The following is a 16,457-nucleotide window of genomic DNA, read 5'->3' as shown; positions in this document are numbered from 1 at the left end:
GACAGACCGCGCACGCCGATGAAACGACGTTTCCGGAAAGGACTCTCGTCAATGGCCAGTCCCTCCCGATCGCAGCCCGCCGACTCGAGCGCGGCAACGCCCCCCGCTACCGTCACCACGCTCAGTGAGGACGACCTGAGCTCAGCGGCGCAGCGCGAGCGGCGCAAGCGAATTCTGGACGCGACCTTGGCGCTGGCGTCCAAAGGCGGATACGACGCGGTCCAAATGCGCGCGGTAGCCGAGCGCGCCGATGTCGCGGTCGGCACGCTCTACCGGTACTTCCCGTCGAAGGTGCATTTGCTTGTCTCCGCGCTGGCGCGCGAATTCGAGCAAATTGAAGGCAAACGCAAGCCTCTTGCCGGACAGTCGCCGCGCGAGCGCATGCACCTGCTGCTCACTCAGATCACCAGAATGATGCAGCGCGACCCGCTGCTCACCGAGGCCATGACCCGCGCGTTCATGTTCGCCGACGCCTCGGCCGCCGCCGAGGTGGACCGCGTCGGCAAGGTGATGGACCGCGTTTTCGCCCGCGCCATGAACGATGGCGAGCCCAGCGAGCGCCAGCTGGCTATCGCCCGGGTGATCAGCGATGTCTGGCTGTCGAATCTGGTCGCCTGGCTGACCCGGCGCGCCTCGGCCACCGATGTCACCGAACGGCTGGAGCTTACGGTGGATCTCCTGCTGGGCGACCGGGGTCAGTAACCCCCAGACGGACCGTCAGCGCACCGCTGGCGAATTCGGGCATCGGCACCACACCGAGGCGATGGGCTCGGGTGTGCGACGCAACTCACGCCCTCCGGTCCCGAAGCCGTCAGCTGGGCAGACCTTCTCGATTCGTTCCCACACGAGCCTTATCGTGCGCACGTGTACCAGCGCGCTTCTGTGCGGCGAATTCAACAAAGTATTGTTTTGGCCGCCCCATGAAAAAACACCTCCCATCACTAGGTTGGATGCGTGAGCGCACAGGATCTGCCACTGGAATTTCGCCGTGCACTGTCGACGGTCGCGCGCGTGCCACGACTGCTGGTCGCATCGGATTACGACGGGACGCTCGCGCCCATCGTGTCCGACCCGACCAAGGCCTTTCCCCATCGGGAGTCGGTGAGTGCGTTACGCGCACTCGCCGGCCTGACCGGGACCACCGCCGCCGTCATCTCCGGCCGGGCACTGCGAGATCTCGCGGCGTTGTCCCGCCTTCCGGTCGAGGTGCAGTTGATCGGTAGCCACGGCTCCGAGTTCGACGTGGGCTTCGTGCACGCGATCGACAACGACGCCAAGCACCTGCTGCAAGAGGTGCAGACGGCACTGAGCCGGATCGCCACGGAGAACCCCGGCGTCACGGTCGAGATAAAGCCGGCCAGCGTCGCCTTGCACGTGCGCAACGCGAGCCCCGAGATCGGGCATCGCGCGCTGCTGCAGGTCCGGCAGGGCCCGGCGTGCTGGATCGGCGTACAGGTGACCGAGGGCAAGTCGGTCATCGAACTGGCCGTGGTGCAGACGGACAAGGGCACCGCGCTGGACACCGTCCGGCATCAGGCGGGCGCGTCGGCAGCGGTGTTCTTCGGCGACGACGTCACCGACGAGAAGGCGTTCCGGGTGCTGTCCGGTCCCGACGTCGGCATCAAGGTCGGCGACGGCGAGAGCGTGGCCAGGTTCCGGGTGGACAGCACCGAGGCCGTGTCCTGGGCGCTGGCCTTCCTGCTCGAGGAGCGACGCACCTGGCTGGCCGGCGCGAGCGCGCCGCGCATCGAACGGCTGACCATGCTCGCCAGCCCGCGCTCGGTCGCGCTGCTCACCCCCGACGCGACGGTCACCTGGTTCTGCCATCCGGAGCCGGATTCGGCCGCGGTGTTCGCGCACCTGCTCGGCGGCCCGCAGGCCGGTCATTTCACCATCGAGCCGGAGCGGCCGGGACTTCCGCTCTCGCAGCGTTATGTCGACGGCACGATGACCGTCGAAACACGGTGGGCCAGCTTGCAGGTTGTCGACTATCTGCCGCACGACATCGCGGCGACCCGCACCGACCTGACCCGGGTGATCACCGGTGACGCCAGGGCCGTCGTCACGTTCGCGCCGCGGCCGGAGTTCGGTCAGGTGCCGGTGACCCTCGAGGCGCAGGAGACCGGGCTGCGGGTGCACGGCACCAACGATCCGATCGTGCTGCGCTCCCCCGGCGTGCAGTGGCAGATCGTCTCCGACGGGATACACGAGTCCGCACGGGCCGTGGTCGACCCGTCACGCGGCCCGGTTGTGCTCGAATTGCGCTGTGGCACCGTCGATTTCGCGCCGGCGATGACCAGCGAGCCGGAGCGGCGGCGGCAGGCGGAGAACTACTGGGCACAGTGGGCCTCCCAACTCACGCTGCCGCCGCTGAAGCCGGATCTGATGAAGCGCTCCGCGCTGACCTTGCGCGGCCTGGTGCATGTGCCGTCCGGTTCGATCCTCGCGGCCGCCACCACCTCGCTGCCGGAGGACATCGGCGGCGTCCGCAACTGGGATTACCGCTACTGCTGGCTGCGCGACGCGTCGCTGACCGCGCAGGCACTGGTCTCGCTCGGCTCGCTGACCGAGGCCGAGGACTTCCTCGGCTGGGTGCATCGCGTACTGGAGACGCTGCCTGGGCCGGAGCGACTGCACCCGCTGTACACGCTGTACGGCGAGACGCTGCCGCCCGAGGCATCGATCGACCAGCTGCCCGGCTACGCGGGCTCGCGCCCGGTACGCGTCGGCAACGCGGCGAACATGCAGGTGCAGCTGGACGTCTTCGGCCCGATCGTCGACCTCATCTCGACCCTGGCGCACGCCAGAGAGCTGAAGGGGATCACCGACCCCGCGCACGCGCTGCCGGACGCCGACTGGGAACTTGTGCAGGCCATGGTGCACGCGGTGCAGCGCCGCTGGCAGGAACCCGACCACGGCATCTGGGAGATCCGCGGCAATCCGCGCCACCACGTGTATTCGAAGGTGATGGGCTGGCTGACCGTCGACCGGGCGCTGACCTTGGCCCGGAAGTTCGAGCGCCAGATCGACCCGGCCTGGACGACGCTACGCGACACCATCGCCGACGAGGTGAAGGCCAAGGGCTGGAATGAGGACGTGCAGTCCTACACAGCGGCCTACGACGGCACCGACCTGGACGCGGCGACCCTGCATATCGGATTGAGCGGCCTGATCGATCCGTCCGATCCGCGCTTCGCGGCGACCGTCGTGGCGACCGAGGCCGAGCTGCGCAGCGGCTCGACGGTGTACCGGTACCACCACGACGACGGCCTGCCCGGCGGCGAAGGCGGCTTCCACCTGTGCGCTGCCTGGCTGGTCGAGGCGTACCTGCTGATCGGGAAGCGCTCGGACGCCGAGGCGCTGTTCGCCCAGCTGGTCGATGTCGCCGGCCCGACCGGACTGCTCAGTGAGGAGTACGACCCGGTTGCCGAACGGTCGCTCGGCAACCACCCGCAGGCCTACAGCCACCTCGGCCTGCTGCGTTGTGCGCAGCTTCTCGGACAGCCGGCGGAAGCCAAAGCCATGGTCTAGCAATGCCGCGAATCACTCGGGGCCCGCGAACGAGGAATCGTTCGCGGGCCCTTCGCGTTCGGACTTCAGGGCGGCGTCGAGTCGTTCCCGTAGACGGCTGCTGCTAAAGTTAAACGGGAACGATTTCCATTTTGATCTAGAGCACTGCCAGGAGTACCCCCACGTGAAAACTCGATTCGCCATGAAATATGCAGGCATCGCCGTGGGGGTTGCCGCCGCGCTGACGCTCACCGGCTGCGGCAGCTCGAAGGACTCGGACCGGCCGACTGTCGTCGCTTCCACCGACGTCTGGGGCGATATCGCCACCGCCATCGGGGGCCCAGATGCCACGATCCGGTCCCTGATCACCGATCCGAACGCCGATCCACACTCGCACGAGACCTCCGCCGTGGAGTCGGCCGAACTCAGCGACGCCGACCTGGTCGTCTACAACGGTGGCGGTTACGACGAGTTCGCCGAGAAGGCGGTGGCGGGCAAGAACAAGCGCACTGTCGACGCGTTCGATTCCCGGATCGACAAGAGCGATGAGAACGAGCACGTCTGGTACGACGTACGCACCGTCGGTGTGGTCGCCGACCGGATCGCCGCCCAGCTCGGGGAACTGAACCCGGACAAGGCCGCGGCCTACACCGAGCGCGCGGCCGTGTTCGAGAACCAACTCGCCGCGATCACCGCGATCACCGGCAAGATCGCGGCCGAACACCCGAAAACGCCGGTGCTGCAGACCGAACCGCTCGCGCACTACCTGTTGATCGCCGCCGCGGCCGAGGATCTGACCCCGCACGAGTTCCAGGAGGCCATCGAGCAGGAGACCGATCCAGCACCCGCGGCCGTCACGGCGACCCAGGACCTGCTCACCGATAAGCGGGTGCGCGCGCTCGTCTACAACGTGCAGACCCAGGACAAGATCACCAAGGACCTGCGGGCCAGCGCGCAGAACGCGGGCATCGCCGTGGTCGAAGTAACCGAAACCCTGCCCGACGGCGTCGATTACATTCAGTGGCAGACGAAGAATGCGCAGGCGCTCGCCGCCGCGCTGAGTTGACCAGATGAGCAAGGGAGCGGCGCTGACCGAGCACACTGGGAGGGAACGGCGGCCACCACGCCTCGCAAGTGGTTCGGCCGCCGTCCGGCTGGATGCCGCTCGATTGTCATTCGGTGACCGCACGCTCTGGCAGGAACTTGATCTCACCGTCGCCGCAGGTGAATTCGTTGCCGTCCTCGGGCCGAACGGGTCGGGCAAGACCTCACTGCTGAAGGTGCTGCTCGGCCAGCTCGGGCTCAGCGCGGGCACGGCGCGGATCGCGGACGCCCCAGCCCGCAAGGGCAATCCGGACATCGGATATGTGCCGCAACAGAAGACGATCGATGCCGGCGTGCAGTTGCGCGGAGTCGACCTGGTCGGGCTCGGCGTCGACGGGCATCGCTGGGGGCTTGGGCTGCGCTCCCGCACCGAACGCAAGCGCAAGGTTGCGGCGGCCATCGCCGACGTCGGCGCGGAGGGCTTCGCCTACGCACCATTGGAATCCATGTCCGGCGGCGAACAGCAGCGGCTACGCGTGGCGCAGGCGTTGGTCGGCGATCCTAAGGTGCTGCTGTGCGACGAGCCGCTGCTGAGCCTGGACCTGGCCAATCAGCGGCTGGTCGCGGAGTTGATCGATCGGCGGCGGCGCACCCACAACACCGCAGTACTTTTCGTGACACACGAGATCAATCCGATTCTGCCGCTGGTGGATCGGGTGCTGTACCTGGTCAACGGAAAGTTCCGGATCGGGACACCGGACGAGGTGATGACCTCGCAGGTGCTCTCGGAGCTGTATCGGACCGAGGTGGATGTGCTGCGGGTGCGTGGGCGACTGGTGGTCGTCGGGACCGGCGATACGATGGATGCCCTCGGCGCGGCGGGCGGGCACTGCCATGGCGCGGCGGGTGACGGATTTGCGCCCGGCGTTTCCGCTGAGGACATCGCGCCGCCGTCCGCCGACGCGGCGGCGCCCGTTTCTGTCGGGGAAGTAGGACACCTCGCGACCTTCGGCCCCAGCGACGAACACAGCCACCATAACCACGACAGCCGCGGCCACACCGACGGCCCCAGCCACAACCACGTCGACGTAGACAGCCACAACCGCACCGACAGCCAGGGGCGCGACTACGCCGCCGGCGACAGCGACAGCGACAGCGACAGCGACAGCGACAGCCACTATGCCGCCGACAGCCGTGGCCACGGTTACGCCGTCGACGACAGCCACAGCGAGAATCACGCCGACGACAACGGCACGACCCTGTCGGCCGCCCATCAGGATCCGAGGGAAGTGCGCTCGTGACCGACAAGCTCTCCGGCGTCGTCACGAAGATGTTCGACCTCGCCACCACCGCGAACCTGCTCTCCTACGACTTCGTGCAGCAGGCGGTACTGGCAGCGGCGCTGCTCGGGCTGCTGTCCGGCGTGATCGGCCCGCTGATCATCAGTAGGCAGATGTCATTCGCCGTGCACGGCACCAGCGAGCTGTCGCTGACCGGCGCGGCCGCCGCGCTGCTGGCCGGAATCGGGGTCGGCCTCGGCGCCATTGTGGGCTCGGTAATCGCGGCCGTGCTCTTCGGTCTGCTGGGAACTCGTGCGCGGGAACGCGATTCGGTGATCGCGGTGGTGCTCTCGTTCGGGCTCGGGCTCTCGGTGCTGTTCCTCTGGCTCGGTCCCGACCGCGCGGGGTCGAAGTTCTCGCTACTGACCGGACAGGTGGTCAGCGTCGGCAACAATGGACTCGGTCTGCTCGCCACCTGCACCGTGGGCGTGCTCACGGTGCTCGCGTTCGTCTACCGCCCGCTGCTGTTCGCCAGCTCCGATCCGGAGGTGGCAGTGGCGCGCGGGGTTCCGGTGCGGACGCTGTCCATCGTGTTCGCCGTGCTACTCGGCATCACCGCGGCCTTCGGCGTGCAGATCGTCGGGGCGCTGCTCGTGCTCGCGCTGCTGATCACCCCCGCCGCCGCTGCGGCGCAGCTCACCGCGAATCCGATCCGGGCAACCGTGCTCGCGGTGGTGTTCGCCGAGATCGCCGCGGTCGGCGGCATTCTGCTGTCGCTGGCCCCGGGTGTTCCGGTCTCGACGTTCGTCACCACGATCTCGTTCCTGATCTACCTCTGCTGCCGGGTGGTCGGCACCCGGCGCCGCCAGGTTGGCTGATCCGCCTCTCCTCGCCCAACGCCTGACCTCGCACGGCCCGACCGACGAGCTGAGGTAGGAAATGGTCGAACTCGCCGCGCCGAGCAACTGCTCACCGTGCAGGCGCCCGGTCGCTCGGCGGACGCGGGCTGACCCACGTCGAGCAGGCGGTGATCTACGAGGCGGCGGGGTGGTCCACGCTCAGCCCGATTGCGATGAACTGCGCGGCACCTGACGAGGGCAACATGTTCCTGCTGTCCCAAGTCGCCGACCCGGACCAGGCACGGCGGTATCTGGCTCCGGTGGTCGCCGGACACCAGCGCTCGGTTTTCGCCATGACCGAGCCAGACGGCGCGGGCTCCGCCCAGCTGGCCACCGAGGCGACCTTCGACGGCGCGAACTTCACCATCAACGGCCGCAAGTGGCTGATCACCGGCGCGAACGGCACGAAGACCTGGAAGGTCGCCGACCGGTGCGTGCAGGTGCTCGGAGGTTTTTCGGCCCGAGGTCAGGTCGGCCCCGGTCGGCTAACATGCTGTGGCATGAGTTCGGAACTGCATGTCGATGTCTCCGCCGGCATCGCCGTGCTCACGCTCAACCGGCCCGCTCAGCAGAATGCCTTCACCCCGACGATGGCCGCCGAACTGAGTGCCGCGCTGCAGCGCTGTGATGTGGAAGACGCCATTCGTGCCGTGATCATCACCGGCACACCGCCCGCGTTCTGCGCCGGCGCCGACCTGTCCAACCGGGTCGGAGAGGTCAGCGCGACACTGGACCCGCCGCCGTGGCGGGTGCGCAAACCGGTGATCGCGGCGGTGAACGGGCACGCGGTCGGCATCGGGCTGGCCCTCGCCCTGCAATGCGACCTGCGGTACATGGCGCACGACGCGGTGTATGGGCTCAACCAGGTCCGTCGCGGCGTCATGGCCGACGGTTACGCGCACTGGACGCTGCCCCGCCTGGTCGGCATGGCCAACGCGGCCGACATCATGCTGACCGGCCGCACCTTCGACGGCGACGAGGCGAAGGCGATGGGGCTGGCCAACAGTTGCCTGCCCGCGGGCGAGGTGCTCCCGACGGCGCTGGCCGTCGCGCACGACATCGCCAACGGTTCGGCGCCGTTACCGGTGGCGCTGTCGAAGCGGCTGCTGTGGGAGGGAATCGGGATGAGCTCCACCATGGTCGGCCACCTGGAACACGACCTCAACCAGCACGTCACCAAGAGCATCGACGGCGGCGAGGCCATGGCGGCGTTCAAGGATCGCCGACAGCCCAATTGGACCGGCAGCGTCAGCTCGGAGTGGCCGGCCTGGGACGTCGAGGGCGAGCGGGAACGGCCCAGTTTGGGCTAGGCGTTGCCGCCGATCAGGATCAGCAGGAACAGCACAGCGAAGATGATCATCAAGACGGTGCCGATGATGCCGAGGATGTACCCGACCAGCACCTGGGCGCGGCCACCGTACGCGCCTCCGGACTCCTCGATCTGATCGAGCGCTCGCTTGCCCAGCGCCCACGCCACCGGTCCCAGCACACCGCAGCAGAGGACACTTGCCGCGCCGAGGAACAACACCGCCGTCGCGTTCGGATGTTCGATCGGCTGCCCGATGGGCTGGTTCGGTATCACCACCAGCCGAATTCTACTGGGCGGTTCCGCCTCTCCGGGTCTTTAGGCCGTACCAGTTGGGGTGACGCGGGGTTTGCGCTCAGGTCCTGCGTTCTGGTGCCGGTTCAGTTCTGGGCGTACCCGGTGAGTTACCCATGTACTCGCGAAATCAGTTGGACTGTTCCGCCTTTCCGGGTCTTTAGGGCGAACGAGTTGGGGTGACGCGGGGTTTGCGCTCAGGTCCGGCGTCTGGTGCCACTCGAGCCCTGGGCGTACCCGGCGAGTTACCCATGTACTCGCGAAATCAGTTGGACTGTTCCGCCTCTCCAGGTCTTCAGACCGAACGAGTCCGGGTGACGCGGGATTTGCGTGCAGCTCCTGAGCGTAAATCGATGTCATCCAACTCGTACGGCCTGAAGACTCGGAGAGGCGGAACAGCCCGCGATCAAATCCGGCGCTGGCGCGCGATTTCGGAGAGCACGACGCCCGCGGCGACCGACGCGTTCAGCGATTCCACCGGGCCTGCCATCGGAATCCCGATGACCGCGTCGCAGGTCTCCCGGACCAGGCGGGACAGGCCCTTGCCCTCCGAACCAACCACGACGACGGTGGGCTCACGGCCGTCGAACTCATCCAGCGGCGTGTCGCCGCCCGCGTCCAGGCCGACGACCTGAATCCCCTTGCCTGCCCAATCCTTCAGCGTGCGGGTCAGATTCGTCGCGCGGGCGACCGGGAGCCGGGCCGCGGCGCCGGCGCTGGTACGCCAGGCCACCGCGGTGACGCTCGCACTGCGCCGCTGCGGGATCAGCACGCCCTGGCCGCCGAAAGCCGCCACCGAGCGGATCACGGCACCGAGGTTGCGCGGATCGGAGATGTTGTCCAGCGCGACGAGCAGCGCCGGGCCGCCCGAATCGCGGACCTTGGCAAGCAGGTCGTCCGGATGGGCGTAGCGGTACGGCGGCACCTGCAGCGCGACGCCTTGGTGCAGTCCGTTGGCGCTCAACCGATCCAGGTCGGTGCGCGGAACCTCCAGGATCGAGATGCCCTTGTCGGCGGCGAGTCGCACACTCTCGGTCAGCCGGTCGTCGTTCTCGGTGCCGACCGCGACGTACAGCGCGGTCGCGGGCACGCCGGCACGCAGGCACTCGACCACCGGGTTACGCCCGAGCACCAACTCCGGAGCGTCGTCGTTCTTGCGACCCGCAGGACGGGACGTGGTACCGCCACGTGTGGCCGCACGGCCCTGCGTGGCCTTTGTCTTGGCGGTCGCGCGTTTGGCGGCGGGATGCTTGGTGCGCTGTTCGGCGGGCGGAGTCGCGCCACGACCCTCCAGCCCCCGCCTGCGCTTGCCGCCGGAGCCGACCACGGCCCCCTTCTTGGTCCCGCCCTTGCGAACCGCACCTCGGCGCTGCGAATTGCCTGCCATCAGTTGGCCTTTCCGGATTGCGGTGCGCCGAGCGCCCATTCTGGGCCGTTGGCGGTGTCGGTGACCTCGATGCCCGCGATCTGCAGGCGATCACGGGCGGCATCGGCGCTCGCCCAGTCCTTCTCGGCCCGCGCGCGCTGGCGACGATCCAGCTCCGCGCGCACCAGCACGTCCAAGGCGCCGAGTGCGGCCGAGGAGTCGCTCGGGGTATACCAGTGCGGGTCGAGCGGGTCCGCGCCGAGGATACCGAGCATGGCACGCACCTGGCTCGCCAGGTCGCGAGCCGACTCGATCGCGCCCACCTCGAGCGCCTTGTTGCCCTCGTGCACCACGCGGTGGATCTCGGCGAGCGCTTTCGGCACCGCGAGATCGTCATCGATGGCCGCGGCGAACGCGTCGGTCCACTTGCCCACCGGAATCTCGCTCGCCCGATCCACGACCCGGTTCACGAAGGCCTCGATGCGCTGATAGGACTGCGCGGCATCGTGCAGCGCCTTGTCCGAGTACTCCAACATCGAGCGGTAATGCGCACTGCCCAGGTAGAACCGGAGTTCGACGGCGCGGACCTTTTTGAGTACGTTCGGCACCGACAGCACGTTGCCCAGCGACTTGGACATCTTCTCTCCGCCCATGGTCACCCAGCCGTTGTGCAGCCAGTACCTGGCGAAGTCGTCACCGGCGGCCTTGGATTGGGCGATCTCGTTCTCGTGGTGCGGAAACACCAGATCCATACCGCCGCAATGGATGTCGAACTCCGGGCCGAGATAGAACTCGGCCATCGCGGAGCATTCCAGGTGCCAGCCGGGTCGGCCGGGGCCCCAGGGCGACGGCCAGGTCGGCTCGCCCGGCTTGGCGGCCTTCCACAGCGTGAAGTCGCGCGGGTCACGCTTGCCCTCGCCCACGCTCTCGCCCTGGTGCACGTCATCGAGCTTGTGGCCGGACAGCTTTCCGTAGTCCGGGTAGCTGACCACATCGAAGTAGACGTTGCCCGACGAAGCGTAGGCGTGCCCACGATCGATCAGTCGCTGCATCATTTCGACCATCTGAGTGATGTGGCCGGTGGCGCGCGGCTCCGCGGACGGCGGCAGAACGCCGAGCAGTTCGTAGGCGCGGTCGAAGGCGCGCTCGTGCGTGGCGGCCCACTCCCACCACGGCCTGCCCGCTTCGGCGGCCTTGGTCAGGATCTTGTCCTCGATATCGGTGACATTGCGGATGAACCTGACGTCGTAGTCGTGTGCGAGCAACCAGCGCCGCAGCACGTCGAACGCGACTCCGCTGCGCACATGGCCGATGTGCGGCTCACCCTGCACGGTGGCGCCACAGAGGTACACCGAAGCACGGCCGGGGACCAAGGGCGCGAAATCGCGCATGGTCCGCGTGTCGGTGTCAAAGAGGCGCAGAGTCACGGCAGTCGATCCTAGCTGGTATATAAGGGCGTTCACGGACCGGCTCTGGTCCGCGGGAGCAGGATCAACGACAGTCTTGCAGCAAGGCGGTCGCCACCGCAGCGACGCCCTCGCCGCGACCGGTGAGCCCGAGCCCGTCGGTGGTGGTGCCGGACACCGAAACCGGCGCGCCGAGTAGCTCGCCGAGCACCTGCTGAGCCTCGGCACGACGCGGCCCGATCTTGGGCCGATTGCCGATCACCTGGACCGCCGCGTTGACGACCTCGAAGCCCGCCGCGCCGAGCAGCCTGCGCACTTCCTTCAGCATGGCAGCGCCGGAGACACCATCCCATTCCGGGCGACCGACGCCGAACACCGCACCGACGTCACCCAGACCTGCCGCGGACAGCAAGGCGTCGCAGAGCGCGTGCGCCGCGACGTCGCCGTCGGAATGGCCCGCGCAGCCGTCGGCACTGTCGAACAGCAGACCCGCCATCCAGCAGGGACGTCCGGACTCGATGGGATGGACATCGCTGCCGATGCCGACGCGCATGCCCACGGCGCGCTGTGTCGATGGTTCGCTCGCAGGCTCACGCTGTGTCGATGGTTCGCTCGCAGGCTCGCTCACGGCGCCACCGCCCGGCCGACACTCGCGCCGTCCAACACCGCATTGGCGAGCAGGAGGTCGAGCGGAGTGGTGATCTTGAATGCCAGTGGGTCGCCGGGGATGGTGCGGACCTCTATGCCGAGCTTTTCGACCAGCCCCGCGTCATCGGTGGCCGGAATGCCCTCCGTCGCGTACGCGGATCGCAGCAAATCGGCCGCGAAACCCTGCGGCGTCTGGATGGCGCGCAGCTGCGCGCGGTGCGGGGTGCCGGTCACCGCGCCTGCCGCGTCGACGGACTTGATGGTGTCGGCGACCGGAAGTCCGGGAATCACCGCACGATGGCCGGTACGCAGCTCCGCGGCCACCCTGGCGATCAGCGCGGATGGGGTGAGGGCGCGGGCGGCGTCGTGGACGAGGAAATAGGCGGCGTCGGGCGCGGCGGCGATGCCTGCGCGCACCGAGTCGATGCGTTCGGCGCCGCCGACGACCACGTGTACCGAATCCGAGGGCGGCAGCAGGGCAACGGCGCGGTCGACGAGTTCGGTGGAAACCATCACGATGATCCGGTCGACCGCGCCGGAGGCGATCAGGCCTTCCACCGCGAGCCGGACCATAGGCGTGCCGCCGACCGTGACGAACGCCTTGGGTATGGATTCACCCAGACGCACGCCACGACCGGCGGCAGGCACCAAAGCAACGACGGGTCCGTCGCTGGGACGGACACCGTTGTCAGGTGTGTTCACGGTCAGGAAGCCGCTGCGAGAACCTCGTCGAGCAGCGTCTCGGCCTTACCGTCGTCGGTACCCTCAGCCAGTGCGAGCTCACCGACGAGGATCTGACGAGCTTTGGCGAGCATGCGCTTCTCGCCCGCGGACAGGCCGCGATCCTGCTCCCGACGCCACAGATCGCGGACGACCTCGGCCACCTTGTTCACATCGCCGGAGGCGAGCTTCTCCAGGTTGGCCTTGTAGCGGCGAGACCAGTTGGTCGGCTCCTCCGTATGTGGCGCGCGCAGCACCTGGAAGACCCGATCGAGACCCTCTTGGCCCACGACGTCGCGGACGCCGACATATTCGGCGTTCTCAGCGGGAACCCGAACAGTGAGATCGCCCTGGGCGACCTTCAGGACCAGATACTCTTTTTGCTCACCCTTGATGGTGCGAGTCTCGATTGCTTCGATCAGCGCCGCTCCGTGGTGGGGGTAAACGACGGTGTCTCCGACCTTAAAAATCATGTGTCCCGTGCCCCTTTCGATGTTCACAGTTTAACATGCGACTCGATAACGGCGCGATCAACTGTGCAGGTCAGGGGCCACAACGAAGCAACCGCTCGGCTTGACAGAAGCTGGACGGTGTGCATTACGTTGTGTCAGAACGAGTTATCTCCTAGTTTGATCGCCCTTTCGGCCCCTGCGGCGACATGGCACTTTCTCCGCAATCTCTGAAGCTCGACCGAACTGTTATCCGACGCGGGGGTGTCGCGACGGCCGCACCGTTCGCCAGGTCACAAGCCTGGCATTCCGGAGGCTCGCGCGGCGACCGGAGGCAAGTTAGCACAGCCCCCACGCCCGGGCCGGGATGGGAACTACTACGCTCCCTAGTTACTACGCTCCTCTGCGGAGCCGAGCCCGGTCGACATGGAGGGACAACCCGTGACTGCCCTGAACGCTGTGACCGCCCCGAGGGGGGCGCGACGTCGCATGGTGACGGTTGCCGCACTCGCCGCCGGAGCGGCGATCGCGCTGTCCGGCTGTGGCGCGGGTCAGATCGCGCAGACCGCCGGCCAGGTTGCCGCCGTGAACGGCAACCACGCGGACGTCGGCCGCATCGCGCTGCGGAATGTGCACATCGTGTACCCGGCCGAGGGCGGCGGGTACACCAATGCCAAGGGGGGCAAGGCAGCCATCGCCCTGTCCATCATCAACAACGGCGAATCCGTCACAGACCAGCTGACCAGCATCACCACCGATCTCGGCACCGTGAAGATCACCCCGGCCACAGGCAAGTCCGCCGTCGAGCTCGCCCCGCAGCAGACCGTGGTCGCCGCCCCCCAGCAAGGCGAACACGACAACCACGGCTCCCGGCCGGCGGCCGACGACCCCGAGGCGAACCCGATCCTGATCGAGATCACCGGACTGACCAAGGACATCACCCCTGGCCTGACCTACAACGTCTCGTTCAACTTCAAGCAGAACGGCACCGTCCAGGTGCAGGTCCCGGTCGACGCGGGCACGGAGACCGAGCGGCACGAGTCCGACAAGTCCGGCCCGGCCGAAGCGGACCACTGAGTACATCGGCCGCGCCTGCGGCGCTGCGTGTTCGCGGCGCGCCTGAAATCGCACCATGGTGCGATCGATAACGCCGACCACTCCGGCCGAGCCCCCGATTACCAACAACCGCTGATCACCTCCTCCCACTCGTCAGGTGCGAGTCTTACGAGCACCGTTCGCGGCCCGGCTCGCGTCCGAGCAGGCGAAGCGCATGCGACGCAGTCGCGAGTCTCGGCCGCTCGGAGGTGAGTCAAGAGGGGGCGCGGACACGCAGCGCCGCGGGCGCTGTGCATCAGACACTGTCGGACACGGTGCGTAGGGTGCGCGTGTGGCAAAGACCAAGCCGATCTATCGGTGTTCCGCGTGCTCCCACGAAGTTGCCAAGTGGGTAGGGAAATGCTCGGAGTGCGGTGGCTGGGGCACTGTCGACGAGGTGGTCGTCTCGGCGGGCGCTATTGGCGCCCCTGGTCGTAAGGCCATGCTGCCGACCACCGCGGCGGCCCCGATCTCGGCGATCGACTCGCAGGTCACGAAGGCCAGACCGACCGGGGTGAGCGAACTCGACCGGGTACTCGGCGGCGGCGTCGTGCCGGGGTCGGTGGTGCTGCTGTCCGGCGAACCGGGAGTGGGCAAATCGACGCTGCTGCTCGAGGTGGCGCACCGCTGGGCGGCCCAGCGCGACGAGAAATCGCTGTATGTCACCGCCGAGGAGTCCGCGGGCCAGGTGCGGCTGCGAGCCGATCGCACCGGCGCGGTGCACGACAGGGTCTATCTCGCGGCGGAGTCGGATCTGTCGATCGTGCTCGGACACGTCGAGCAAGTGCGCCCGACGCTGCTCGTGGTCGACTCGGTGCAGACCATGCTCGTCCCGGACGTGGACGGCGTGATCGGCGGCGTCACGCAGGTTCGCGCGGTGACCGCCGCGCTGACCTCGCTGGCCAAGGCGAGCGGGATCGCGGTGCTGCTGGTCGGGCACGTCACCAAGGACGGCAACATCGCGGGCCCGCGCACGCTCGAACACCTGGTCGACGTGGTGCTGCAGTTCGAAGGCGACAAGAACTCCACGCTGCGGATGGTGCGCGGCGTCAAGAACCGTTTCGGCAGCGCCGACGAGGTGGGCTGCTTCGAGTTGCACGAGGACGGCATCGCCTGCGTCGACGATCCATCCGGCCTTTTCCTGCACCACCGGACCGAGGCGGTGCCGGGCACCGCGGTGACCGTCGCGATGGACGGCAAGCGACCGCTCGTCGGCGAGGTACAGGGCTTGACCGTGAAGACCGAGATCCCGCAGCCCCGCCGGGCGGTCAGCGGACTGGACTACAACCGGGTCGCCATGGTCTTGGCCGTCCTGCAGAGCCGCGGCCGGGTGTTTCTCGGCAAGAGCGACGTCTACGCCGCGACAGTGGGCGGCATGCGGCTGGTGGAGCCCTCCGCCGACCTGGCCATCGCGCTGGCCATCGCCAGCGCCGAATCCGACGTCTCGATCCCCGCGGGCTGGGTGATTCTCGGCGAGGTCGGCCTCGCGGGCGAAGTCCGCAAGGTGACCGGCGTGGCCCGCAGGCTGGCCGAGGCCGAACGCCTCGGCTTCACCACCGCCCTGGTACCCCCCGGCCTGGCGCCCGTACAGAGCGGCACCATGAAGATCCACGAGGTCACCGACCTCCGGTCCGCCCTCCGCATCACGGGCCTGCGCAGACTGCGCGCGGCACCGGAGGAAGCCGCGGGCTGAGCTGTGTTGGATTTGCCGAGCCTACGGCACCGAAACCAACACACCTCTCAAGCGATGTTGAACGGCTCTGCCGCGCTGCGCACGGAACCCAGTTGCGCCACGACGTTGTACGCACCCGGCGGAACTTGGACGCGTTCGCCCGCGCAGTTGGACTGTGAGGTGGAACCCGACCAGGTCACGGTAAACGCCGCCTGCTCGCCCCGATTCAAGGTGCGCACGTCGGGCTGACCGTCCGGATAGCAGTCCGTGCTCGACCACAGCCGCCGCTGGCCGTCGAGCGTGTATACCGAAACCTGCTGTAGGCCCGAACCCATGTCGCGGGCGCACGGCACCGAGGAGATGTTGGTGATCACGATCCCGAACACGGGCTGCTCGCCGGTTTTGTAGGTGGGCTGTTCGACTGTCACCTTGACCGCCAGCGACTGGTCCGGGCACGGGCCCGCGGCCGATGCCCCGCTCGGGTTGGCCGCGGCGCTACCGGAGGGCGACTTGGGCGCGCCGGACTCACCAGTGCCCGCGGGCTTGGCCGTCGGAGCGTCGGCGGGCTTGGCCACCGACGAACTCGTCGCGGCGATTTTCGCATCGCCAGGCGAGTCACCACCGCGCACGACCGCGAGCACGAGCCAGATCATCAGCGCCAGCGCGACGACCAGAATTCCGATGGCGAACGCGCGTCGACGCCAGTAGATCTCCGGTGGCAGCGGTCCATTCGGTTCCAGCACGACTCAACGGTAAGGGCATGTTCAG

General features: G+C 68.0%; 14 protein-coding genes and 2 pseudogenes. 9 read left to right on the top strand and 7 right to left on the bottom strand.

Features of this window, described 5'->3' with window-relative positions; translation table 11 throughout:
* Positions 1 to 51: 51 nt before the first annotated feature.
* From kstR to AB0H00_RS07985, 7 genes and pseudogenes are all read left to right on the top strand, one after another.
* The gene (gene kstR, locus AB0H00_RS08015) at positions 52 to 702 is read left to right on the top strand and encodes a cholesterol catabolism transcriptional regulator KstR (RefSeq protein WP_357262680.1); all 651 of its coding nucleotides are present in this window, start codon (positions 52 to 54) and stop codon (positions 700 to 702) included.
* A gap of 252 nt (positions 703 to 954) precedes the next feature.
* Complete coding sequence (gene otsB / locus AB0H00_RS08010) at positions 955 to 3,531, top strand: trehalose-phosphatase (protein WP_357262677.1); 2,577 nt, start codon at positions 955 to 957, stop codon at positions 3,529 to 3,531.
* A 181-nt stretch (positions 3,532 to 3,712) separates the two neighbouring features.
* Entirely contained in the window at positions 3,713 to 4,576 is an 864-nt protein-coding gene (locus AB0H00_RS08005) for a zinc ABC transporter substrate-binding protein (RefSeq protein WP_357263436.1), read from the top strand.
* Between the two features lie 4 nt (positions 4,577 to 4,580).
* A pseudogene (locus AB0H00_RS08000) lies at positions 4,581 to 5,441 on the top strand (ATP-binding cassette domain-containing protein); the annotation flags it as partial.
* A 410-nt stretch (positions 5,442 to 5,851) separates the two neighbouring features.
* On the top strand, positions 5,852 to 6,712 hold the full coding sequence (locus AB0H00_RS07995) for a metal ABC transporter permease (RefSeq protein WP_357262674.1): 861 nt from the start codon (positions 5,852 to 5,854) through the stop codon (positions 6,710 to 6,712).
* A 19-nt stretch (positions 6,713 to 6,731) separates the two neighbouring features.
* Positions 6,732 to 7,149 (top strand): annotated as a pseudogene (locus AB0H00_RS07990) (acyl-CoA dehydrogenase family protein); the annotation flags it as partial.
* 84 nt (positions 7,150 to 7,233) lie between these two features.
* Positions 7,234 to 8,043, top strand: a complete 810-nt coding sequence (locus AB0H00_RS07985) for an enoyl-CoA hydratase-related protein (protein WP_357263433.1) — start codon at positions 7,234 to 7,236, stop codon at positions 8,041 to 8,043.
* On the opposite strand, the gene AB0H00_RS07980 is transcribed toward AB0H00_RS07985, so the two are convergent.
* The 6 genes from AB0H00_RS07980 to carD all read right to left on the bottom strand — a co-directional run bounded on the left by AB0H00_RS07980 (position 8,040) and on the right by carD (position 12,946).
* A complete protein-coding gene (locus AB0H00_RS07980) occupies positions 8,040 to 8,318 on the bottom strand; it encodes a DUF4190 domain-containing protein (RefSeq protein WP_357262671.1) in 279 nt (92 codons plus the stop codon). The two genes, AB0H00_RS07985 and AB0H00_RS07980, sit on opposite strands and share 4 nt — an antisense overlap.
* Positions 8,319 to 8,739: 421 nt before the next feature.
* Positions 8,740 to 9,720, bottom strand: coding sequence for a 23S rRNA (guanosine(2251)-2'-O)-methyltransferase RlmB (gene rlmB / locus AB0H00_RS07975; protein WP_357262669.1), 981 nt, complete (start codon positions 9,718 to 9,720; stop codon positions 8,740 to 8,742).
* Positions 9,720 to 11,126 (bottom strand): cysteine--tRNA ligase, encoded by a 1,407-nt coding sequence (gene cysS / locus AB0H00_RS07970; protein ID WP_357262666.1) that lies wholly within the window; start codon positions 11,124 to 11,126, stop codon positions 9,720 to 9,722. Before cysS ends, rlmB begins: the two co-directional genes overlap by 1 nt.
* Before the next feature lie 64 nt (positions 11,127 to 11,190).
* Positions 11,191 to 11,658 (bottom strand): 2-C-methyl-D-erythritol 2,4-cyclodiphosphate synthase, encoded by a 468-nt coding sequence (ispF, locus tag AB0H00_RS07965; RefSeq protein ID WP_357263430.1) that lies wholly within the window; start codon positions 11,656 to 11,658, stop codon positions 11,191 to 11,193.
* A gap of 71 nt (positions 11,659 to 11,729) precedes the next feature.
* Positions 11,730 to 12,455 (bottom strand): 2-C-methyl-D-erythritol 4-phosphate cytidylyltransferase, encoded by a 726-nt coding sequence (gene ispD / locus AB0H00_RS07960; protein ID WP_357262663.1) that lies wholly within the window; start codon positions 12,453 to 12,455, stop codon positions 11,730 to 11,732.
* Between the two features lie 2 nt (positions 12,456 to 12,457).
* Entirely contained in the window at positions 12,458 to 12,946 is a 489-nt protein-coding gene (gene carD / locus AB0H00_RS07955) for an RNA polymerase-binding transcription factor CarD (RefSeq protein WP_011206964.1), read from the bottom strand.
* 435 nt (positions 12,947 to 13,381) lie between these two features.
* Here carD and AB0H00_RS07950 point away from each other — a divergent pair, with 435 nt between their 5' ends.
* A complete protein-coding gene (locus AB0H00_RS07950; protein ID WP_357262660.1) occupies positions 13,382 to 13,999 on the top strand; it encodes a hypothetical protein in 618 nt (205 codons plus the stop codon).
* A gap of 310 nt (positions 14,000 to 14,309) precedes the next feature.
* Positions 14,310 to 15,710 (top strand): DNA repair protein RadA, encoded by a 1,401-nt coding sequence (gene radA / locus AB0H00_RS07945; protein ID WP_357262657.1) that lies wholly within the window; start codon positions 14,310 to 14,312, stop codon positions 15,708 to 15,710.
* A 47-nt stretch (positions 15,711 to 15,757) separates the two neighbouring features.
* On the opposite strand, the gene AB0H00_RS07940 is transcribed toward radA, so the two are convergent.
* On the bottom strand, positions 15,758 to 16,432 hold the full coding sequence (locus tag AB0H00_RS07940) for a hypothetical protein (protein ID WP_357262654.1): 675 nt from the start codon (positions 16,430 to 16,432) through the stop codon (positions 15,758 to 15,760).
* Positions 16,433 to 16,457 lie beyond the last annotated feature (25 nt).

Origin of the sequence: Nocardia sp. NPDC023852, assembly GCF_040639505.1 — a bacterium.
Classification (GTDB): domain Bacteria; phylum Actinomycetota; class Actinomycetes; order Mycobacteriales; family Mycobacteriaceae; genus Nocardia.
This window is presented reverse-complemented; position numbering and strand designations above follow the sequence as displayed.

Excerpts from the sequence above, each read along its gene's own strand:
- kstR (WP_357262680.1), top strand. The coding sequence starts at position 52 with ATGGCCAGTCCCTCCCGATCGCAGCCCGCCGACTCGAGCGCGGCAACG.
- AB0H00_RS08005 (WP_357263436.1), top strand. The coding sequence starts at position 3,713 with ATGAAATATGCAGGCATCGCCGTGGGGGTTGCCGCCGCGCTGACGCTC.
- AB0H00_RS07985 (WP_357263433.1), top strand. The coding sequence starts at position 7,234 with ATGAGTTCGGAACTGCATGTCGATGTCTCCGCCGGCATCGCCGTGCTC.
- rlmB (WP_357262669.1), bottom strand. The coding sequence starts at position 9,720 with ATGGCAGGCAATTCGCAGCGCCGAGGTGCGGTTCGCAAGGGCGGGACC.
- ispF (WP_357263430.1), bottom strand. The coding sequence starts at position 11,658 with ATGCGCGTCGGCATCGGCAGCGATGTCCATCCCATCGAGTCCGGACGT.
- carD (WP_011206964.1), bottom strand. The coding sequence starts at position 12,946 with ATGATTTTTAAGGTCGGAGACACCGTCGTTTACCCCCACCACGGAGCG.